This window comes from Bacteroides sp. NGMCC 1.200775, assembly GCF_040798045.1.
Classification (GTDB): Bacteria; Bacteroidota; Bacteroidia; order Bacteroidales; family Bacteroidaceae; genus Bacteroides; species Bacteroides hominis.
Genome location: NZ_JASCQK010000004.1, coordinates 33,637 through 56,596 on the forward strand (window position 1 = coordinate 33,637; position 22,960 = coordinate 56,596).

The window sequence follows — 22,960 nt, forward strand, 5'->3', positions numbered from 1 at the left end:
TTCAGTACACTTTCTTTGTTATTTTTTCGGCAAATAACATCGGTAACGGAGCACCTGCATATCGGACATTCTCATGCCTCGACACCCTTTGGGTACAGTGCAAGTTTCCGAGTGCCGTGTATGCAATCTCTTCGTCGAATACTTCAGGCGAAAAACACTCTAACCTTCCGATAATCGTGCGTTCGGCACGGTTTTTTTCCAAAATCTTCGAACACATAGCCTGCAAATACCACATTACAATGAAAAGTTTACTTTTGTCCGGCATAGGTAGTGTATCAAAAAGTTCTCTATACATCACTTGCACTCCTTCTGCATAGGCATCTGATTCGGGATAATCCTCTTGTCGCAAATAGGGTACAACCAAACAATACTCTCTTTTACCGAGCGGTACAATCAAATGGTCGAAATCAATATTACCCTCTTCGGTACGCTTGACAATTCCCCACACAGTAACATCCATCGATACCAAAAGCGAATTGAGAACTTCGAGCTGGGCTTCCGAGTCATGATTTCCGGCAATAATGATGATTTGCAGAGCGAAATTCTTCGCCGTCACCTCTTTGAAAAAAGTATAGTACTGCCGTTGTAATTCAGCCGATAGGTTTGGGATATCAAACAAATCTCCGGCAGTAAACAACACATTCACCTCGTGAACTTTCACTTGCTCTCGAAACCACGTCAAAAATAGAGTATGTTCACCTTTACGGTCATATTCAAAAAACGTCTGCCCTAAATGCCAATCTGCAGTATGGATTATTTTCATTTATTATTATTTATACCATTCTTTTTTTATCTCATCTATTTTAAGATCTTTCCATTCCTCTTTCCATAATTTCCATCTACTGCAAATATATTGAAAATGCGGATTAGTAACATTGTTTTCTTATATATTTATTTAGTAATCCTATTCTTGATTTCTACAATCGCCCGACTTGGGGGAGGGCGATTGCTCCCTGTAGGGGCAAGGTGTGGCGAGCAACTCGCTGCCTTTTGAGTTACCCCAAATACCTACAATGGTATTGGGCTTGAATTTCAATTGTACCCGTAGGTAGAAATCAAAGGCTTCGACAAAAGAATAATCCAATGCTTGAAACGAAATGTCACTCAGATTGTACTTTGTTCGTAGAAAACGGCGTAGGTGGTTGAATGATGCGCCGTATCGTTTATAACTTTCCAATGTTATGTTTACACCGATTCTGGCTGCAAGTTGGTGGTTGTATCGGTTGCAATAGCTGATAAGTGTTTCCTGCGTTTTGACCGTTTTTGCTTTAACAGGATACAAACTGGTAACGTAACTCCCTTCCAAATATGCTTTCCTTTGTTTTCTTGTCCGACTTCGCTAAAAAATCTGTTTTATAACTATTTGATTTTTAGTGTGGTTGCGTTATCTTTGCGCATCTTTTAAAAATACTTGGTTTCACAATGCTGAAACTCGTTGTTTATAGTTGACAAAGAAGTAAGTATCCCGGCTTTCGCCCGAAGGGTCCATCCGTGAGGTGAAGAAGCGAATTTTAGACTAAACCATCTGAAAATCAACATCTTTAAACAGTAAGATTTCTATCCTCAAAAGCTTTGTTTTAACACAGAGTTAAAGCTTGTTCTTTAGATGTGAATAACAAGTTCTTTAAATGCAAAAGACTTGTTATTGGCGCATAAGAATAAGACAAGCCTGAAAAAGGTGTTAACAATGTTAATGAAGAAAGGCATAAGGGTGAAGATACCGGTTCAAGCGGTGTAAATCCGCTTTCTAAACTTGAGTTATCCAATTCGGTTGGTGTCTGTTTTATTATCTCCGGAAGTGAATCTAAGGCCATATCTCCGGGAATTGCAGATTCTTTTTGTGACAACATCTTATATATTAGCGGCTTGTAAGATGTTCGTTTGACATGTGTATAATGGTATACATTATTATATGTGAAATAATTATATCCTTATTTTCTTTTATGTTGAGGGCTTTTTTCACAGTTCTATATTACGTGGATATTTCCTTGTTTTATGATTATATGGGTATGAAGAAGCTGTTTAGGCTTTTTCTTTTTACTTGGATTCCATTAAAACTCAGACTTATACAAAAAACTCTAATTTTTTTTCTCTTAACTCTTGCTTAGTATAATTATAATATCTACATTTGCTTCGAACAATTAAATATACCCAATTATTAAAGGGTTCTTTGAAAAGTATGTTAACCATTGGCAAATATAGCCAATTTTGATAGAATAGAGAAAAATAAAGGTATTACACTAATATTGAATTAATTATATTATTAACACTAAAAATTGAGATTATGAAAAAGAAACTCATGATGGTTGCAGTGCTTCTGGGTGCGTTGTCACTGGGAGCTTGCGTAGACAACGACGAATCGGCATCGGTAGAAGCTGTCCGTATGGCGAAAGCTAAACAATTAGAGTCTTTAGCGAACATTAATAATGCGGATGCAGATGCTAAGAAAGCTATTACTGCGGCTGAAGTTGCAATAAAAGAGGCTGAAGCCGCTTATAAAAAAGCACAAGCTGAATTGGAGCAGGCTCAAGCAGATCAACAAAAAATCTTATTGGAGAAAGCTCAGGCTGCTTTGGAAGCGGAACTTGAAACTGCTAAAATTAATGCTGAAGCACAATTGAATTATGCCAAAGCTTCTTTGGAAACTGCTAAAGCTGCCCTTATTGCTGCTTTGGATGGCGTAGATCAGGCCAATAAGACAAGAATTACAACTTTGTTAGGAAAAGCTAATGGGCTGCTGGTAACTATCAATCAAGATAGAACGGATTTAATTGATGCAAAAAATGGTTTGGCAAGATTGAAAGCTGAATTAGTGACAGTGGAGTTGAGCAATCAGGAAACAATAGCTAAAGAGGAGAAAAATAAGGCTGTTGCTCAGGCATTAATTGCAGAATATGAGAAGTATAGTACTAAAGATAAGGCTGATGCTGAGAAAGCGGCTCAGGAAGCTAATGCTAAATTGACTGCTCTTAATCAGATTTCGAATGAAAAATATACTGCTAATAAAAATGCAATACAGGCTTTTAATGAAGCAAATACGAATTTGAACGGATCTCTTTATATGCAGACAATATATAGATTAACTTCGAATTATTATGTACAAGACTTTATTGAAGGAGAAAATGTGAATTATACAAACGATGATGCTACTACTGGAAGTGCATATTCTCGCGGTTATTACAAATATACTGCTAATATAGATGCTATCAATAAAGAAATCACTGATCAAACAAGAAATTTAAGTGTAAATAAAGCTGCTCTTGCAGATGCTAATAAGGCTTTGACAGACGCAAAAGCTGCAGATGCTTATAAAAATCTGACAAAGGCTGTAACTGATGCGCAGAAGAAGTTTGATGACGCTAAAACCGAAGTAGATAAAAATACTGCTTTAAATGAACTGCGTATAGCGGAGGGTAATTTAAGGGATTACGTAAAACCTCTGGAAACTGCGGTTGAGAGTGCTACTACAGGTGTAACGAATAGCGAAGAAAACTTGAAGTCTTGGAATGATATATTGGCTGGTGTTTCGGGTGACAATGCTACAGCATACGCTACTTTAATAACTGCTATGGATAATGCCGTTAAAGCACAGTTGGAGACTCAAATTGCATACAACAAAGCTTCTCATAATTATTCTGTTCAAAATTCTTTGGCCTATACATTGCAAAGTATAGCTGATGGCTTGGCTGATTACGATCAGTTGATTTTAGCTCAGAAACAGGCTATTGCTGCTGCTGATGAAAATATAGCTAATGCTGCTTCAATTGTATCGAAGGAACAGGCTATCGCAAATAAGGAGAAAGAAATTGCTGACCTTGAAAATAGTTTGGCTGTAAATGAACCTATTTACAATGATTATTTAGCTCAGATCAAAGCTTTAGTAGGTGACTCTGCAGAATAATCGCCAATAGTAACGGCAAATAAACAACAAATCAAAAAAAGTATCGTATGAAAATAAAAAGACTTTTAGTGTTGGCCGTTCTACCCATGATGTGTCTTGCAGCTAATGCGCAGAACTGTAGTAAAGACAATACTCCTAAAAAGGGTGACTTTACGGTAGCAGCTACTGTTGGATACAATAGTTACACAAATGTCACAGCCCCTTCGGGGCTGCTGACTGACTATGAAGTCAGAGCGCTCTCAACCAACTGGGCAGACAAAAAGCTGATGGTTGGTTTCGAAGGGGGCTGGTTCTTCAAAGATCAGTGGAAACTAAATTTGGGTGGCGGTGTCAGCTTCACGAATAACCCCGGTTATCCGGCTGTTCCCGGCACGATAGATGGTTCAGAATCGAATGGAAGTGGATCGGCAGACGATTTGATGGGAGAAATCCCTAATTACCGTGCCGTAGCCAGTGCTCAGTCGTTCGCCTATAATGTGTCGGCAGGTGTTGATCGTTATTTCAACATCAAGCGTGTTCCTAACCTGATGTGGTATACAGGCGTTCGCGTAGGTTTTGCTTACGGCGAAAATGAAATGAAGTATGATGAAGAGACTTCTATGGGCAAATCGGTTGCCGAGAGCTGGAATCTTCGTGGCGCCCTGACTATCGGTGTCGATTACTATGTTCTTCCTGCCCTCTACGTCGGTGCGCAAATCGATCCGTTTGCTTATACGTACAACAAGACTACGTATAATCCGCAAGCCGGTCTTGGCGATCTGTCGGCAGACAGCCATAACTACAGTGTTTTGGCGGCTCCGACATTGAAGATCGGATTTAAGTTTTGACCTCTATCTCCATCCGGCCGATAGGTTATCGGTCGGGTGGGTGATTTTATAAATAAATAAGTCCATTTATTTATACCTCCCCGGTGTCCGTGACGGCTGTCGGGGATTTTTACGTGATTGGCATTTGGGACGACTGAATGGTATTTAGAATATGAAGAAGAGTAATGTATACATAGGTGAAGTGATAAAACAGGTCATGGCCGAAAGGCAGGTGACAAAAGCCGAACTTGCCCGCAGATTGGGGGTGAGGCCACAGAGTGTGGACTATCTGCTGACACGAAAGAGCATTGATACAGATACGCTGTATAGTTTGTCATTGGCACTGGATTATGATTTTGCTGTTCTATATTCCATAAAAAAAGGAGTTGCTCTCCCTGTTGATGAAGAGGAGACGTTTAAAATGGGAAATGCAAAGATCACTTTAGAGATCGAGTTGCGACAGGATGAAATGTTGAAACTGAACCTGAAGCAGAAGATCGCAGATCTGCTGGAAGGAAAAGGAAAGTGATTTTGCGTATCTGATATCTTCTTTTATCTGTTCTTTCTATAAATCAATTGAAGGAAGAATGGTATCATCTCATATTTATTGCTGTAAACTGACTTTTTTCTGTTTTTGTAAACGATTGATAATTAATATGTAATGTGCCGGTGAATCAAAAGTAGCAGCCTTTGAAACAAATCTTTTAGTTGAGAAACGGGATTCCGCGTTCCTTTGCGGCATCAAAACAATCTCAATCAACTAAAAAATTTAAGTACCATGATGAAGAACAAAAAAAGGGCTGTTTGGTTGCTGGCTTGCTTCCTGATGGCCGGCTTCACAACCGCACAAGAAAAGAAAGAATCTTCCCGGACACCTTCCGGATCGAAAGAAGAAAGCAATCGCAACGTTATGCTGAACGCTTCGAGCGCCAATGGTCCTCGCGAAATCTCTATCGGCCTGCCTGGTGGAGACGTAAACGTACTCGAAAACGGACTTCCTGTAGTCTATACCTCTAATCCGCATAACGTAAATACCCACTGGCGTGGAGACAGCAGTCTTGGACACGTCGGACTGCTAAAAATCTCCGAAACCGCTATTACTACCGGAAATATCGGCTATGCCGTAAACTCTTTTACTCAGTTGGGGACTGAGAAATTCCGTGGAATCGTCAATTACAGCACCAACCACTTTGGCAAGCAGCAGTTCGATGCCAATATCAGCGGTGGTATGGGGAAAGGCTGGTTTTACAGTGGAAGTGTCTACCAGAACTTTGACCCGGGCAGTTTCAAACTGCGCTTTACTTCCAATCAGGACCGCACTCAAATTTATAAAGCAGCCTTGACCAAGAATTATAGCGAAGGGCGCGGACAGCTGTCGGCCATCTATCACTACAGCAACAGCCGTTGGCCGAGTAATGAAACGACTTCCGCTCCTTTCATCTATGTTGGAGACGGCAGCGTGAAAGAAATACCGGGATTCAGCCTCGGAACAAGTTCTTACCTGCCTGCCACGGGAGAAATGGTTTATCGTGATATGCGTACGGGGGAGCTGAAAAAGACCAATCTTTATGATGCCACTCTGAATAAAGGAAACCAGTTGACTTTGCTCAATACCTATACTTGGGACAACGGTCTGAACTGGAAGGTTAACCTGAAGTATGATCATGCCTTGGGTTCGTATGTCTATCAGACCCCGATGGCCATGGAACAGAAGGATGCCTCCGCCGGCTATTTTCTGAAAGGAACGGACGGTACGTTGAAACCGTATGAAGGGTATGTGCAAAGTCGCATGTCTTGCTTTAACCGGGGGACGATTGACGAGTTCTTCGCCACTTCCGAACTTTCACGCCAATATCGCAATATGACCTGGAGGCTCGGTGTGAACGAATGGCACTACAAAGTGGATTATGCTTCGAACACAACCATGTACGACCATACGGTAGAAGAGTATCCCGAGCGTCTGGTGCGTGAGGGGAATACGGACGGTGTGTACTACGATTTCAATAAAAATGCTTCGGAATACTACAAAGGGCACGAAAACAAGTTAGCTGTTTATGCCACCCACGACTGGGATATTTCTCCCCAATGGAATGTATATTATGGTGCACGTCTGGAATGGCAGCATCTGGAAGGAGAGAATGCGGCTGTGTATGACGCAGAAGGAAATGCCGTAGGCCGTTTCGCAGATTATTATCTGGGCGCCGTATCCGATAAAGGAGTCAGGATTACACCCCGCCCTTTCGATTACGACTGGATGAACATGGCATTCACTGCCGCCGCTACCTATAAACTGACCCGGGAGTTCGGTTTCACCGCCGACTTTACTTACAATACACAACGTCCCGGTTTGTCGAACTTTGCACCTGCCACAATGCCCAATACCGATAAAATATCCGTTCCCCTGGGACGTGCCGGGGTCTATTATAACACGAACTGGATTAGCCTGACTTCTCTGTTTTCCTACATTTCGAAAACAAACAATAACTCGACGCTCAATCTGATTAATCCGAATGACCGGACCGAGATTCTTGCCGCTCCGTTGAGTTATGACATCAAGACCATCGGCTGGACGACGGATGCAGTGATCAAACCGTTCAAAGGCTTCAACTTCCATTTCCTGTTTACCTACCAAAGCCCGACTTACAAGAAATATGAAACGAGTGTGACTTTCAAGGACGGTACGATAGGTGAAATCAATGCCACGGGAAATATTGTGACGGAGATTCCGAAAGTGCTTGTCGAACTCGATCCCAGCTACAACATTACGAACGACCTCAGAGTCTGGGCCAGCTTCCGCTATTTCAGCAAGACGTACGCTAACATTAAAAATGCTTACTACTTCAACGGGCGTTGGGAAACTTTCGGTGGTGTCAACTGGACGGTGAACAAACATCTTGCATTGAGTGCCACAGTCGTTAATTTCCTCAATCAGACCGGAGCCAAAGGAAGTATTGCCGGTGCCGAACTGGTGGACAAAAAAGACGCGGCATCCTATAACGGTCATTGGATGGCAGGCAGCTATATTCGTCCGTTTACCGTGGAATTTGCTGCCAGCATTCGTTTCTGACGCGGTTTGGTATCAATCGTTATACTATTTGAAACAAAAATAATAGCCGGTGGCAGATAACTCCGCTATCTTTGCCATCGTAAACACAGCTATTGCATTACTAATAAAAAACATCCTGTTATCATGAAAACAACTTTTATGAATGTAAGTAGAAGAGTGATCGGCACTTTGGCTGTTTTACTCGGAATTTCGTCTTGCCAGAGCTCACAATCTGAAATGACATTTGAACAAGAAGGCGACAGCCTTACCGTAATTCATATTACAAATCCTACCCGATATTTACTTTTGCCCATCGAAGAACAGACTCCCGAAGCGCAGGTTTGCATTGCGTCAGATTCGGTTCCGGTAGAGATGGACGTGCGCCTGTCGAGGGCGAAGGTGGACTATTTCGTCCCTTACGCCTTACCTGAAGGAGAGAAAAAAGTAGCTGTGCGCATCCGCCACTTACCGAAAGATGCCTTGTGCTGGAAAGAGCTCAAACTCTCGGATACGTTTGATACCGCCAATACGGACAAATACCGTCCTGTCTATCATCATACTCCGCTTTACGGATGGATGAATGATGCCAACGGGCTGGTATACAAGGATGGCGAATATCATCTGTTCTATCAGTATAACCCTTACGGCTCTATGTGGGGCAACATGCACTGGGGGCATTCGGTAAGTAAGGATCTGGTACACTGGGAACATCTGGAACCGGCGCTTGCCCGCGATACGTTGGGGCATATCTTCTCCGGAAGTTCGGTGGTGGACGATGCCAATACAGCCGGTTACGGCGCAGGTACCATCGTTTCTTTCTATACCTCGGCCAGTGACAAGAACGGACAGATACAGTGTATGGCTTACAGCACCGATAATGGTCGTACGTTTACCAAATATGAAAAGAACCCCATCCTGACTCCGTTTGACGGATTGAAGGACTTCCGCGATCCGAAAGTGTTCTGGTATGCTCCGGATCAGAAGTGGGTGATGGTGGTATCGGCCGATAAAGAGATGCGTTTCTATTCGTCACCGAACTTGAAGGACTGGACGTATATGAGCGGTTGGGGCGAAGGCTACGGTGTTCAGCCCAGTCAGTTCGAGTGTCCCGATATGGTGGAACTTCCGGTGGACGGTGATCCGAATCATAAGAAATGGGCGTTGATAGTCAACGTGAATCCGGGATGCTACTTCGGTGGAAGTGCCACTCAGTACTTTATCGGTGATTTTGACGGCGAGAAATTTGTTTGCGACAATAAGCCGGAAACTGTGAAGTGGCTCGACTGGGGAAAAGATCACTATGCGACTGTCTGCTTCTCGAATACGGGTGACCGTACGATTGCCGTGCCTTGGATGAGCAACTGGCAGTATGCCAATATTGTGCCTACCCGCCAGTTCCGTAGTGCCAATGCGTTGCCTCGCGAACTGAGCCTTTATACTCAGGATGGAGATATCTATATGGCTGCCGCTCCGGTGGAAGAGACGAAGTCGCTGCGTAAGGAGTCGCGGGAGATTCCGGCCTTTGAGGTGGCGGACGCCTATCATGTGGATTCACTGCTGGCCGATAACCGGGGAGCTTACGAGATAGAGCTGGAATTGGCTGCCGGTTCGGCGGAAATCATGGGACTGAAACTGTTCAATGAGAAAGGGGAGAATGTAGATATCTATATCAGCCTTCCGGAGAAGAAACTGGTGATGGACCGCACTAAGAGCGGCATTGTAGATTTCGGAAAGGACAGCGCCCCTCATGCCATCGAGGCACACGACCGCCGGAAGCAGAACTCCATCAACTATGTGGACGATTTTGCCTTGGGTACCTGGGCTCCGGTGAAGAAGGCCGACAGCTATAAACTGGATATCTTTGTTGATAAATGTTCGGTGGAAATCTTTCTGAACGGTGGAAAGATTGCCATGACAAACCTGATATTCCCCACAACTCCCTATAACCAGATGAGTTTCTACAGCCGTGGGGGAGCTTTCAAGGTCAGCCAGTGCAAGGTGTACAGGCTGTAGCTTAAATCTGCTTTTTTTAAATTAACATATCATGGAAAATACCAAAAACAACTCTTACATGAAACTTATCCCGGTGATGCTCTGCTTCTTCGCCATGGGATTCGTAGACTTGGTGGGCATTGCCTCCAACTATGTGAAAGCAGATTTAGGACTGACGGATTCACAGGCAAATATCTTTCCGTCGCTCGTGTTCTTCTGGTTTCTGATCTTCTCGGTGCCTACGGGAATGCTGATGAACCGCATCGGGCGTAAAAAGACCGTGTTGCTTAGTCTGCTGATCACCTTTGCATCGTTGCTGCTGCCTGTCTTTGGCGACAGCTATCTGCTGATGTTGGTCTCTTTCTCGTTGCTCGGAATCGGCAACGCACTGATGCAGACATCACTCAATCCGCTGCTTTCCAACATCGTGAGCGGTGAACGCCTGGCAAGCACCCTTACTTTCGGGCAGTTCGTAAAGGCCATTGCCTCTTTCCTTGCCCCTTACATCGCTATGTGGGGAGCTACGCAGGCTATCCCTACCTTCGATTTAGGCTGGCGGGTACTGTTCCCCATCTACATGGTGGTGGCAGTCGCTGCCATCCTGATGCTCAATGCCACGCAGATCACCGAGGAGCCTGAAGAGGGTAAGCCCTCCACTTTCGGGCAGTGTCTGGCTTTGCTGGGCAAACCTTTCATCCTGCTCTCGTTTCTGGGCATTATGTGCCATGTCGGGATCGATGTCGGCACCAATACCACAGCACCGAAGATTTTGATGGAACGTCTGGGCATGACTCTGGCAGATGCCGGGTTTGCAACCAGTCTCTACTTCATCTTCCGTACGGCAGGTTGTTTTCTGGGGGCATTTGTTTTGCAGAAGATGGCAGCCAAAACCTTCTTCGCCATCAGCGTGTTGTGTATGCTGGCGGCTATGGCAGGGTTGTTTATTTTCCAGGATCAGACGATGATTTACGTTTGTATCGCCCTGATCGGGTTTGGAAATTCCAATGTATTTCCTATCATCTTCTCGCAGGCATTACTTTATATGCCGGGCAAGAAGAACGAGGTTTCCGGACTGATGATTATGGGACTTTTCGGAGGAACCATCTTCCCGCTGGCAATGGGAGTGGCTTCGGATGCAGTGGGACAGAGCGGAGCCGTGGCCGTGATGACGGTCGGGGTACTCTATCTGATGTTCTATACATTGAGAATCAGAAAGTAATTTATTTAATAACCATAATGAAGCGGTAACCTTGAGGGTGTGTTATAATTCACCACAGAGTAGCACAGAGTTCCACAGAGAGAACTTAATCTGTTGATAGCTAATGGATATTTATCTGTGTAATCTATGGTGAATACGAGTTCCGACACACCTTCCTGAGGTGAGGCTTCCCAATTCATGCCATGAACAATATAATCGTAGGAATGGGCGAAGCACTTTGGGATGTGCTGCCCGAAGGAAAGAAAATCGGGGGAGCCCCGGCTAATTTTGCTTATCATGTGTCGCAGTTTGGCTTTGACAGCCGTGTGGTCAGTGCGGTGGGAAACGACGAGCTGGGAGATGAAATTCTGGAAGTATTCCGGGAAAAACAGTTGAAGCACCAGCTTGAGCGGGTCAATTATCCGACAGGAACCGTGCAGGTGACTCTTGACGGTGAAGGAGTGCCGTGTTATGATATTAAGGAAGGCGTAGCATGGGACAATATCCCCTTCACGGACGATTTGAAGCGTTTGGCACTGAACACGCGGGCCGTATGTTTCGGTTCGCTGGCACAGCGCAACGAGGTGAGCCGCGCCACCATCAACCGCTTCCTCGACACCATGCCCGACATGGATGGACAGTTGAAAATATTCGATATCAATCTCCGCCAGAGTTTCTATACCAGGGAAGTGTTGCGCGAATCTTTCCTGAAGTGTAACGTGCTGAAGATTAACGATGAGGAGCTGGTTACCATCAGCCGTATGTTCGGCTATCCGGGCATCGACCTTCAGGATAAATGCTGGATTCTGTTGGCCAAGTACAACCTGAAGATGCTGATCCTGACATGCGGTACGAACGGTAGTTATGTATTTACCCCCGGTGCGGTCTCTTTCCAGGAAACCCCGAAAGTGCCGGTTGCCGATACCGTGGGGGCAGGTGACTCGTTCACGGCAGCTTTCTGCTCATCTGTTCTGAAAGGAAAGAGTATACCCGAGGCACACAAACTGGCAGTGGAAGTGTCGGCTTACGTGTGTACACAGAGCGGTGCGATGCCCGTACTACCGGATGCTCTGAGAAATCGTTTAGATGATTAATGTGTTGGTTTATATAGGGTTATTGATTGGTTGATAGAGTCGTGGGGATGTGTCATAACTCTTTTCACCACAGAGTATCACGGAGTATCACAGAGTCTTTTTAATAACCAACGATTTAAAATCATCTCTGTGTTACTCTGTGTCCTCTGTGGTGAGTTTTGACACACATCCGTCTTGGTTTTAAACCGGCCGGATGGAAGATTTCGGAGGGAAATTGTTATATTTGCCTCCGGAACCTTTTATGTAATAACCAACCATGAAACGTGTACTTTTCTTACTTGGGCTGGTTTTGTCGGGACTGCTTGTCTCGTGTAGCCATGATGCTTCCCGGTACGTCATCGGCGTGTCGCAATGCAGTGATGATACCTGGCGGCATAAGATGAATGACGAGATACAGCGCGAAGCCTTATTTTACGGAGGCGTAGAGGTAGAGACGCGTACGGCGAATGACGACAGCCGGCGACAGATAGAAGATATACGTCACTTCATCCGGCAGAAGGTAGACTTGCTTATTGTGGCTGCCAACGAGGGAATGGCTCTCACTCCTGTTGTGGAGGAAGCTTTCGATAGAGGTATTCCGGTGATTATGGTGGATCGCAGGATACTTTCCGATAAATATACCGCATACATCGGAGCCGACAATTACGAGTTAGGCAAAGCCGTCGGCAATTACATAGCCCATCGCCTGAAGGGGCGCGGAAAAGTAGTCGAACTGAGCGGACTTGTCGGTTCCACTCCTGCCATCGAACGTCACCAAGGCTTTATGAGTGCCATCAGCCAGTATCCGGGCATCACCTTGCTTGCCCGGGAAGATGCGGGTTGGTTGAGGCAGCCTGCCGAAATAAAGATGGATTCCCTCTTGCAGTGTTTTCCGGAGATTGATGCCGTGTATGGGATGAACGACCGTATGGCTGCCGGTGCTTATCAGGCTGCCAGACGTCTGGGACGTGAGGAGGAGATGCTGTTTGTAGGTATCGATGCTCTGCCCGGCAAGGGTAACGGAGTGGAACTGGTACTGGACAGCGTGCTGGATGCTACCTTCATTTATCCCACCGAAGGAGACAAGGTGGTTCAGCTGGCGATGGATATTCTGCAAAAGAAACCTTTTAAACGGGAGACAAAACTGAAGACAGCAGTAGTTGACGCGGTAAATGCGCACGTGATGGAATTGCAGACAGCCCATATCAGCGAGTTGGATGGAAAAATCGAGACGCTCAACAGCCGGGTAGGGACGTATCTTTCGCGGGTGGCCACGCAGCAGGTGGTGCTGTATGGGGGCTTTGTCATCCTGTTGTTGATCGTCGGATTGTTGATTGTCGTGTATAAATCTCTCCGTTCCAAGAATCGCCTGTACCGGGAACTTTCCCGCCAGAAGGAGCAACTGGAAGAGCAGAGAGACCAACTGATAGAACTTTCCCATCAACTGGAGGAAGCCACACATGCCAAACTGGTTTTCTTTACCAACATTTCACATGACTTCCGCACCCCTCTCACTCTGGTTGCCGATCCGGTGGAGCAGTTGTTGGCCGACCCGTCATTGGAGGGTGACCGGCGCAGGATGTTGTTGCTGGTGCAGCGCAACGTACAGATCCTGTTGCGTCTGGTCAATCAGATACTCGATTTTCGCAAATACGAGACGGGAAAGATGGAGTTTACCCCGGTCCCGCTCAACCTGTTGCAGTGCTTCGGAGAGTGGAACGATTCGTTTCAGGCAGCCGCCCGGCGGAAGCATATCCATTTTTCGTTCGACAGCATGCCCGGTGCCGATTACCACACTCTGGCGGATGCTGAGAAGATGGAGCGTATCTACTTCAATCTGTTGGGCAATGCGTTCAAGTTTACCCCCGAGAATGGTAAAGTCACTGTCCGGCTTTCGGCTTTGCAGAAAGAGGGCACTCCTTTCTTCCGTTTTACAGTCGCCAATACCGGGAGTCTGATTTCGGCAGAACATATCCGCAGCATCTTCGACCGTTTCTATAAGATCGACAGGCATCATACCGGTTCCGGTATCGGGCTGGCACTGGTAAAAGCGTTTGTCGAGATACATGGCGGAATCATCGAAGTGGAGAGTGACGAACGGCAGGGAACTGTCTTTACCGTCGATTTGCCGGTGCGGACATGCGAAGCGGAGACCGGCGTGGCATCTGCTCCGGTGGAGGCATCTGCTCCGGACCGGGTGGATAACCTGCTCCGGGAGGATGAAGCGGAGAACTTCAATGATCCCTCCAAACCTTCTGTACTTGTGATCGACGACAATGCTGACATCCGTGCTTATGTGCACACATTGCTCAATTCGGAGTACTCCGTCATCGAAGCTGCGGACGGGACCGAAGGAATCCGTAAAGCGATGAAGTATGTTCCCGATGTCATCATCTCCGATGTGATGATGCCGGGGATTGATGGTATCGAATGTTGTCGGCGGTTGAAGGGGGAATTGCAGACCTGCCACATTCCCGTGATCCTGCTGACAGCTTGTTCGCTTGACGAGCAGCGTATTCAGGGATATGCCGGTGGAGCCGATTCTTATATTTCCAAGCCTTTTAGTTCGCAGTTGCTGCTGACTCGTATCCGCAATCTGATTGAGTCGCGACGGCGCATGAAGCAGTTCTTTGGCGACCGGCAGACATTGGCCAAAGAGGATATCTGCGATATGGATAAAGATTTTGTCGAACGGTTCAAGTCCCTGATTGAAGCAAAGATGGGTGATTCGGAACTGAATGTGGAAGATTTGGGCAAGGAGATGGGGCTGAGCCGTGTTCAGCTCTACCGGAAGATCAAGTCGCTCACCAATTTTGCGCCGAACGAACTGCTTCGCATGGCACGGCTTAAGAAAGCGGCTTCGCTGCTGGCCTCTTCGGACATGACGATAGCAGAGGTTGGATATGAAGTGGGTTTTACGTCACCTTCCTACTTTACGAAATGCTACAAAGAACAGTTCGGTGAAAGCCCGACGGAGTTTTTAAAAAGAAGCGGATTATAAAAGAACCTGCTGCATAAAAGCGATACACCCATGAAAGATTATAAAGAAAATAAATCTAATTTGTCCGAAACTTTTTGCAATGAAGTATACAGTGTCGTGCGTGAAATTCCTGCCGGTAGCGTTCTTACTTATGGTGATATTGCCGCTTTGCTCGGGATGCCGCAATATTCACGTATGGTGGGGCGTGCATTGAAGCAGGTACCTGCCGGTTTAAGCCTTCCTTGTCATCGGGTAGTCAATGCCATAGGGCGATTGGTGCCCGGATGGGATGAACAGCGGCAACTGCTGTCCGATGAAGGTGTTTCATTCCGAAAAAACGGTTGTGTCGACCTTAAACTTCACAGGTGGAAGAGCGACAGTATTTGAGTGGGGTGATGCCGGCTTTCTTGTGGCAGTTTATGTACATGCGGCGTGTTCATCGAAAATAATGTGATGAACTATTTGAACGCTCGGCTTGTTTATTTAATTGTCCGTACACACATCTTTGGGTAATACCTGTGTATGGATGTGAATTTGACTTTCGGGATATAGTAACTATCTGTTGACAGGAATCCTGTCTGTAATAACCGGGTTAAGAAATCATATTTGACCGGGGGAACAACACAACCGTTGTTTTCCGGTATCAACTTTTTTACTATAAAGAAGTGTTTGTTTTCGTGTGTGTAGGCCGCCCGGTCCGTTTTTTAATAATCTAAACCCTATTATGTATGAGTAAAATAACGATTAAAGACTTGTATCTCATTTTTGGCAACGACAAGCAGCATGCTTTGCGTATGTTGAAAGAAGGAAAGAGCAAGAGTGAGATCTTAAAGGAAACCGGATGCACGGTTGCCGTAAAAGATGCAAACCTCTCTGTCCGGGAGGGAGAGATATTCGTGATTATGGGACTTTCGGGGAGTGGGAAATCCACTTTGCTGCGTTGTATCAACCGATTGATAAAACCTACTTCCGGTGAGGTAATCATCAATGGAAGAGACATTTCGAATGTTACCGATAAAGAGCTGCTCCGTATCCGGAGAAAAGAACTGGCTATGGTGTTCCAGCATTTCGGACTGTTGCCCCATCGTTCGGTGTTGCATAACATAGCTTTCGGGCTGGAGCTGCAAGGAGTGAAAAAACAGGAACGTGAGCACAGGGCGATGGAAAGTATGCAGTTGGTGGGTTTGAAAGGTTACGAGAATCAGATGGTCGGCGAACTGTCCGGCGGGATGCAGCAACGTGTCGGGCTGGCCCGTGCTCTGGCCAACGATCCTGAAGTGCTGCTGATGGATGAAGCTTTTTCTGCCCTCGATCCTTTGATCCGTATACAAATGCAGGATGAATTGCTGACTTTACAGTCTAAAATGAAAAAGACCATTGTGTTTATTACTCACGATTTGAATGAAGCCATCAAGCTGGGTGACCGGATTGCCATCATGAAGGATGGGGAAGTGGTGCAGGTAGGTACTTCGGAGGAGATTCTGACAGAGCCGGCGAATGCTTATGTGGAACGCTTCGTGGAGAGTGTGGATCGTAGCAAGATCATTACCGCCGCTTCGGTGATGGTTGATAAACCCCTCGTGGCCCGGTTGAAGAAAGAAGGGCCGGAAGTTCTGATCCGTAAAATGTTCGAACATAATCTGACCGTGTTGCCTGTGGTCGATGCAAACAATGTGTTGGTGGGAGAGGTGCGTTTAAAGGATTTGCTCCGGTTGCGTAAAGAGCAGGTGAAGTCAATAGAGTCGGTCGTTCGCGAAGAAGTGCATTCGGTGCTGGGAGATACGATATTGGAAGACATCCTGCCATTGATGACCAAAACCAATTCTCCTATCTGGGTGGTGAACGAAGGCCGTGAATTTCAGGGAGTCGTCCCCTTGTCATCGCTCATTTTCGAAGTGACCGGAAAGAACAAACAGGAAATCAATGAAATTATTCAAAATGCAATAGAATTATGATCAACATAGGACAATATATTGAGGAGCTCATCAACTGGATGATGATACACTTCTCCGCTTTTTTCGATGCGCTGAATCTGGGCATCGGCAGTTTTATCAATGGGTTTCAGCATATCTTGTTTGGTATCCCCTTTTATCTGACCATTGCTGCAATGGTGTTGCTGGCATGGATGAAAGCCGGGCGCGGGGTGGCGGTTTTCACCCTTTTAGGGTTGCTGCTTATCTACGGTATGGGCTTTTGGGAGGCCACCATGCAGACATTGGCACTGGTGCTGTCATCTACCTGTCTCGCCCTTATCGTGGGGGTGCCCATCGGGGTGTGGACGGCAAACAGTAACCGTGCGGAGAAAGTGATACACCCCATACTGGACCTGATGCAGACCATGCCTGCCTTTGTCTACCTGATACCTGCCGTCCTGTTTTTCGGGCTGGGGGTGGTGCCGGGAGTGTTTGCCACCATCATCTTTGCAATGCCTCCGGTGATTCGGCTGACGGGACTTGGCATTCGCCAGGTACCGAAGAACGTGGTAGAGGCTTCGCGTTCGTTCGGGGCCACCCGGTGGCAGCTGCTTTATAAAGTGCAGTTGCCTCTGGCCTTGCCCACTATCCTGACCGGAGTGAACCAGACGATTATGATGTCTCTTTCCATGGTTGTCATTGCAGCTATGATTGCGGCAGGCGGCTTGGGTGAAATCGTTCTGAAGGGTATTACCCAGATGAAAATCGGTTTGGGCTTTGAAGGAGGTATAGCGGTTGTGATACTGGCAATTATTTTGGACCGGATTACCCAAGGGATGGTTCGTCGTAAGAACAAAAAATAGAAAGGAGAAAGAATCGATATGCGGAAATATAGGATAATAGGAAGTTTGTTGTTGTTACTGGCCGTGATGTGTACGGCCTGTAACCCGGATACCGGGAAAAAGAAGATAAGCATCGCCTATGCCAACTGGCTGGAGGGCATTGCCATGAGTCATCTGGCCAAAGTGGTGCTGGAAGAGCAGGGGTATGAGGTAGAACTGCTCAATGCGGATGTGGCCCCCATCTTTGCGTCGGTTTCGCGTCGGAAAGCGGATGTGTTTATGGATGCCTGGCTGCCTGTGACGATGAAAGACTACATGGATCAGTATGGCGATCAGATCGAGTTTATCGGTGAGGTATATGACAGTGCAAGGGTCGGGCTGGTAGTGCCTCAGTACGTCAGTATCGACTCAATCGGAGAACTTGCTTCCCATAAAGGGCAATTCTCTTCCGAGATTGTCGGGATCGATGCCGGAGCGGGCATTATGAAAACTACGGATAAGGCTATTGCGGACTATGGGCTCGATGGATATAAGTTGCTTACTTCCAGTAGCTCTACCATGTTGGCTTCCTTGCAGAAAGCCATGGATAAAGAATCGTGGATCGTCATCACCGGATGGACACCGCATTGGATGTTCGATCGCTATCCCCTGAAGTTCCTGCATGACCCGAAAGGTACTTATGGGAATGTGGAATCTATCTATGTCGTCGGATGGAAAGGATTTACGGAGAAAGATCCTTTTGCGGCAAAGTTTTTCAGCAATATTAAATTCACTACAGAAGAGATCAGTTCGTTGATGAAAGCATTGAAAGATGCACGGATGGACGAAGAAGACCTTGTCCGAAAATGGCGTGACGAACACCGGGAACTGATAGAAAGCTGGATTCCTGAATCATAAGCGGTATATGTGTGTCCGGGAATCCAACTTCTGAGTTCTGTCTATCGGGTAACGGCGGTGCGTTGGTAGGCAAGCCGTTCCGTACCGTTCTTCACATAAATGATGCCACAATAGGTGAAACCGTTCTTCAAGAGAATGTTTTGGAGAACTTTATTGTCACGGTGAGTGTCTACACGCAGGTTCGGACAGTGGGACGAACACCATTCCAGGCATAAGTCCATCAATCCCTTTACCCGTCCGCCGGATGCGATGCGATGGATTACCCCGTAAGGAGCATTGTTGAGCCAAGCGCCGTCTTTGATAACTTTATAGTTGGGGTCCTCTCCCCGGATGAAGGTAAAGCAACCTTCCAACTCCCCGTTTTCATTTACAAATACATAACTGTCCCCGTTTTCGATGTCCTGCCGGATATCATCAGGGGAGGGGTATCCGTTGATCCACTGGTTAGCATTGCCATTGGCAGCCATAAAGCGGCGGGCACGTTCGTAGAATGGCATCACTTGGTCGAGTTCTTCAAGTCGGGTTGGTCGTATGGTTATGTTCATAATTATTCCGTTTGGGGGTCACCACAGATTACACGGATTAACACAGATTGATAATTTATCTCGTCAATATATCGAATTAAGAGTTCTGTGTTAATCCGTGTAATCTGTGGTGAAACCTATTCATTTCTATTTGACAAAAAAGGGGAAAAGAACCTATTTTAGTCCCTTCCCCCTTTGAGAGTTATATTATCTGATCAAAGATCATTCAGCAACACCCCAAGCCTGGTTGGCCAGACGCTTGTAGTTGTTGTAACGCCACTTAGCGTTGTCCTCGGCAGCCTGGAACAGTTCTTCTGCTTCTGCAGGATACTGTTTCATAACCGATGCGTAACGAACTTCGCCTTTCAGGAAGCCTTTGAAGTCATCCCAGTTCGGTTCTTTGCTATCCAGCGTGAACGGATTCTTGCCTTCAGCCTCCAGAGCCGGGTTGTAACGCCACAAGTGCCAGTAACCGCACTTAACAGCCTTGTCTTCTTCTTCCTGGCTCTTACCCATACCGGCTTTCAGACCGTGGTTGATACACGGAGCGTAAGCGATGATGAGTGACGGTCCGGGATATGCTTCAGCTTCGCGGATAGCTTTCAGAGTCTGAGCCTGGTCAGCACCCATAGCGATCTGTGCAACATATACATAACCGTATGTAGTAGCCATCAGACCGAGGTCTTTCTTACGTACGCGTTTACCGGAAGCGGCAAATTTAGCGATGGCGCCCACCGGAGTGGCTTTAGAAGACTGACCACCTGTGTTAGAGTAAACCTCTGTATCCAGAACCAGAATGTTAACGTCCTTACCCGAAGCGATAACGTGGTCGAGACCACCGTAACCGATATCGTAAGAAGCACCGTCACCACCGATGATCCACTGGCTGCGTTTAACCAAGTATTGAGTCAGACCTTTCAGCTCTTTGCTGATCGGGCAACCTGCCGCAATACCTTGTTCGATGATTGCTTCGATCTGCGGAGCCAGTTCTTTGGTCTTGTCTGCATCGTACATGTTTTCGATCCATGCTTTCAATACTTCCTTAGCTTCAGCCGGAGCATTGTCGGCTGCCAGGATTTCGTTGAATAACTTCACGATACGTGCACGCATCTTTTCGTTAGCCAGTTCCATACCCAAACCAAATTCGCAGAAGTCTTCGAACAGTGAGTTAGCCCAAGCCGGACCGTGTCCTTTTGCGTTTGTTGTATATGGAGTTGAAGGTACTGAACCTGAGTAGATAGAAGAACATCCGGTAGCGTTGGCAACCATTTCGCGATCACCGTACAACTGAGAAATCAGTTTCACATACGGAGTTTCACCGCAACCTGAGCAAGCTCCCGAGAATTCGAACAATGGAGTAGCGAACTGAGAGTTCTTCACGTTAGCCTTGATGTCTACCAAGTGTTGTTTGCTCTTCACGTTGTCTGCACAGTAAGTCCAGTTATCAGCCTGAGCCAACTGGCTTTCAAGGTGTTTCATAGTCAGAGCCTTGCCACCCTTCTTCGGGTTGCCCGGACAGATGTCGGCACAGTTACCGCAACCCAGACAGTCGAGAACGTCAACCTGGATACGGAATGTCATGCCGTCGAATGCTTTGCCTACAGCTTTCAGTTGTTCGAAGCTTGCACCTTTCTGCTCTTCTGCGTCGAGTACAAACGGACGGATAGAAGCGTGAGGACAAACGTAAGCACACTTGTTACACTGGATACAGTTTTCTGCGTTCCATTCCGGTACGAAAGCAGCTACACCGCGTTTTTCGTATTTCGAAGTACCCTGATACCAGGTTCCGTCTTCGATGCCCTTGAATGCAGATACAGGCAGCAGGTCTCCGTCCTGAGCGTTGATCGGACGAACCACTTCGTTGATGAATGCCGGGTCGTTGTTTTCAACTTTAGCATCATCCGGCAGGTTAGCCCAAGCCGGGTCAACAGCCAAAGTCTTGTATTCGCCACCGCGGTCAACAGCTGCGTAGTTCTTGTTCACAACGTCTTCACCCTTCTTACCATAAGATTTCACGATGAATTTCTTCATCTGTTCTACAGCCTGGTCTACGGGGATCACGCCTGTGATACGGAAGAAAGCAGACTGGAGGATGGTGTTGGTGCGGTTGCCCAAACCGATTTCCTGTGCAATCTGGGTTGCGTTGATATAATATACAGAGATGTTGTTCTGTGCAAAGTATTTCTTCACTTTGTTAGGCAGGTTCTTTGCCAGTTCTTCGCCTTCCCAGATGGTGTTCAGCAAGAACGAACCGTTCTTACGCAAACCACGGGTTACGTCATACATATGCAGGTAAGCCTGAACGTGGCAAGCCACAAAGTTCGGAGTGTTTACCAGATAAGTAGAACGGATAGGGTCGTCACCGAAGCGCAGGTGAGAGCAAGTGAAACCTCCTGACTTCTTAGAGTCATAAGAGAAGTAGGCCTGACAGTGTTTATCAGTGTTGTCACCGATAATCTTCACTGAGTTTTTGTTGGCACCTACCGTACCGTCAGCACCCAAACCGTAGAATTTAGCTTCGAACATGCTGTCGCCGCCCAAAGCGATTTCTGCTTCCTGAGGAAGAGATGTGAAAGTTACGTCGTCTACGATACCGATAGTAAAGTGGTTTTTCGGCATCGGCATAGCCAGATTCTTGAATACGGCGATGATCTGGGCAGGAGTAGTGTCTTTAGAACCCAGACCGTAACGACCACCTACGATAACCGGAGCATTTTCTGTGCCATAGAAGCAGTCTTTAACATCCAGATACAGAGGTTCGCCGTTAGCACCCGGTTCTTTTGTACGATCGAGTACTGCGATTGTTTTGGCAGTCTTAGGTACGGCAGCCATGAAATGTTTGGCAGAGAACGGACGGTACAGGTGAACTGCAACCAAACCTACTTTCTCGCCCTGGCTGGTCAGGTAGTCGATAGCTTCGCGGGCAGCTTCGGTTACAGAACCCATGGCGATGATTACGCGTTCTGCATCTTCGGCTCCGTAGTAGTCGAACAAACCGTATTTGCGTCCTGTGATCTTGGAAATCTCGTTCATGTATTCCTCAACGATGGCAGGAACAGCGTCATAGTAGTTGTTGCATGATTCGCGGTGCTGGAAGAAGTGGTCAGGGTTTTCGGCCATACCACGGGCAACCGGATTCATCGGGTTCAGCGCACGGGCACGGAATTCAGCAAGAGCTTCCTGGTCAACCAGCGGAGCGAGGTCCTCGTTTTCCAGCATTTCGATCTTCTGGATTTCGTGTGAAGTACGGAAACCGTCGAAGAAGTTCATGAAAGGAACGCGGGCTTTGATTGTGGCAAGGTGTGCAACACCGGCCAAGTCCATCACTTCCTGTACAGAGCCTTCAGCCAACATGGCGAAACCTGTCTGGCGTGCAGACATTACGTCCTGATGGTCACCGAAGATACACAGTGCGTGAGAAGCCAGTGTACGGGCCGATACGTGGAATACGCAAGGCAGGAACTCACCGGCAATCTTATACATGTTCGGGATCATCAAAAGAAGACCCTGAGAAGCAGTGTAAGTAGTAGTCAGTGCACCGGCCTGAAGAGAACCGTGAACAGCACCTGCCGCACCACCTTCAGATTGCATTTCCTGTACCAATACTGTTTCGCCGAAGATGTTCTTACGTCCTGCGGCAGCCCATTCGTCTACGTATTCAGCCATCGTAGAAGAAGGAGTGATGGGGTAAATGGCAGCTACTTCTGAAAACATATACGAGATATGTGCAGCAGCCTGATTACCATCACATGTGATGAATTTCTTCTGTTTAGTCATAACTAAAAATA

At 46.6% G+C, this 22,960-nt stretch carries 16 protein-coding genes; 12 read left to right on the forward strand and 4 right to left on the reverse strand.

All coding sequences use genetic code 11. The features are described 5' to 3' along the window. Position 1: 1 nt before the first annotated feature. On the reverse strand, positions 2-763 hold the full coding sequence (locus QK890_RS11950) for an exonuclease subunit SbcD (RefSeq protein WP_005807733.1): 762 nt from the start codon (positions 761-763) through the stop codon (positions 2-4). 141 nt (positions 764-904) lie between these two features. Further along, positions 905-1,306, reverse strand: a complete 402-nt coding sequence (locus QK890_RS11955; RefSeq protein WP_229067022.1) for a phage integrase SAM-like domain-containing protein — start codon at positions 1,304-1,306, stop codon at positions 905-907. A 978-nt stretch (positions 1,307-2,284) separates the two neighbouring features. Here QK890_RS11955 and QK890_RS11960 point away from each other — a divergent pair. The 12 genes from QK890_RS11960 to QK890_RS12015 all read left to right on the forward strand — a co-directional run bounded on the left by QK890_RS11960 (position 2,285) and on the right by QK890_RS12015 (position 18,648). Continuing rightward, on the forward strand, positions 2,285-3,901 hold the full coding sequence (locus QK890_RS11960; protein WP_032543227.1) for a hypothetical protein: 1,617 nt from the start codon (positions 2,285-2,287) through the stop codon (positions 3,899-3,901). Between the two features lie 47 nt (positions 3,902-3,948). After that, entirely contained in the window at positions 3,949-4,728 is a 780-nt protein-coding gene (locus QK890_RS11965) for a BT1926 family outer membrane beta-barrel protein (protein WP_005807731.1), read from the forward strand. Between the two features lie 151 nt (positions 4,729-4,879). Next, positions 4,880-5,236 (forward strand): helix-turn-helix transcriptional regulator, encoded by a 357-nt coding sequence (locus QK890_RS11970; RefSeq protein WP_032535686.1) that lies wholly within the window; start codon positions 4,880-4,882, stop codon positions 5,234-5,236. Between the two features lie 249 nt (positions 5,237-5,485). Beyond that, a complete protein-coding gene (locus QK890_RS11975) occupies positions 5,486-7,774 on the forward strand; it encodes a TonB-dependent receptor (protein WP_234191079.1) in 2,289 nt (762 codons plus the stop codon). 123 nt (positions 7,775-7,897) lie between these two features. Further along, a complete protein-coding gene (locus tag QK890_RS11980; RefSeq protein ID WP_005807728.1) occupies positions 7,898-9,766 on the forward strand; it encodes a DUF4980 domain-containing protein in 1,869 nt (622 codons plus the stop codon). 31 nt (positions 9,767-9,797) lie between these two features. After that, complete coding sequence (locus QK890_RS11985; RefSeq protein WP_005780718.1) at positions 9,798-10,964, forward strand: MFS transporter; 1,167 nt, start codon at positions 9,798-9,800, stop codon at positions 10,962-10,964. Positions 10,965-11,146: 182 nt separating this feature from the next. Continuing rightward, the gene (locus QK890_RS11990; protein WP_005780717.1) at positions 11,147-12,037 is read left to right on the forward strand and encodes a carbohydrate kinase; all 891 of its coding nucleotides are present in this window, start codon (positions 11,147-11,149) and stop codon (positions 12,035-12,037) included. A 256-nt stretch (positions 12,038-12,293) separates the two neighbouring features. After that, on the forward strand, positions 12,294-15,017 hold the full coding sequence (locus tag QK890_RS11995) for a substrate-binding domain-containing protein (RefSeq protein ID WP_195341844.1): 2,724 nt from the start codon (positions 12,294-12,296) through the stop codon (positions 15,015-15,017). Positions 15,018-15,047: 30 nt separating this feature from the next. Then, positions 15,048-15,383: an MGMT family protein gene (locus QK890_RS12000; RefSeq protein WP_044300992.1), complete on the forward strand. Its 336-nt coding sequence runs from the start codon at positions 15,048-15,050 to the stop codon at positions 15,381-15,383. Between the two features lie 341 nt (positions 15,384-15,724). Continuing rightward, the gene (locus QK890_RS12005; protein ID WP_044300994.1) at positions 15,725-16,951 is read left to right on the forward strand and encodes a glycine betaine/L-proline ABC transporter ATP-binding protein; all 1,227 of its coding nucleotides are present in this window, start codon (positions 15,725-15,727) and stop codon (positions 16,949-16,951) included. Continuing rightward, a complete protein-coding gene (locus QK890_RS12010) occupies positions 16,948-17,772 on the forward strand; it encodes a proline/glycine betaine ABC transporter permease (RefSeq protein WP_005780712.1) in 825 nt (274 codons plus the stop codon). Before QK890_RS12005 ends, QK890_RS12010 begins: the two co-directional genes overlap by 4 nt. 18 nt (positions 17,773-17,790) lie before the next feature. Continuing rightward, complete coding sequence (locus QK890_RS12015; RefSeq protein ID WP_032535692.1) at positions 17,791-18,648, forward strand: glycine betaine ABC transporter substrate-binding protein; 858 nt, start codon at positions 17,791-17,793, stop codon at positions 18,646-18,648. Between the two features lie 41 nt (positions 18,649-18,689). Here the strand turns inward: QK890_RS12015 and QK890_RS12020 are convergent, their stop codons facing one another. Continuing rightward, positions 18,690-19,193, reverse strand: coding sequence for a GNAT family N-acetyltransferase (locus QK890_RS12020; protein WP_217737707.1), 504 nt, complete (start codon positions 19,191-19,193; stop codon positions 18,690-18,692). 201 nt (positions 19,194-19,394) lie between these two features. Then, positions 19,395-22,949 (reverse strand): pyruvate:ferredoxin (flavodoxin) oxidoreductase, encoded by a 3,555-nt coding sequence (gene nifJ, locus QK890_RS12025; RefSeq protein WP_005807720.1) that lies wholly within the window; start codon positions 22,947-22,949, stop codon positions 19,395-19,397. Positions 22,950-22,960: the final 11 nt, after the last annotated feature.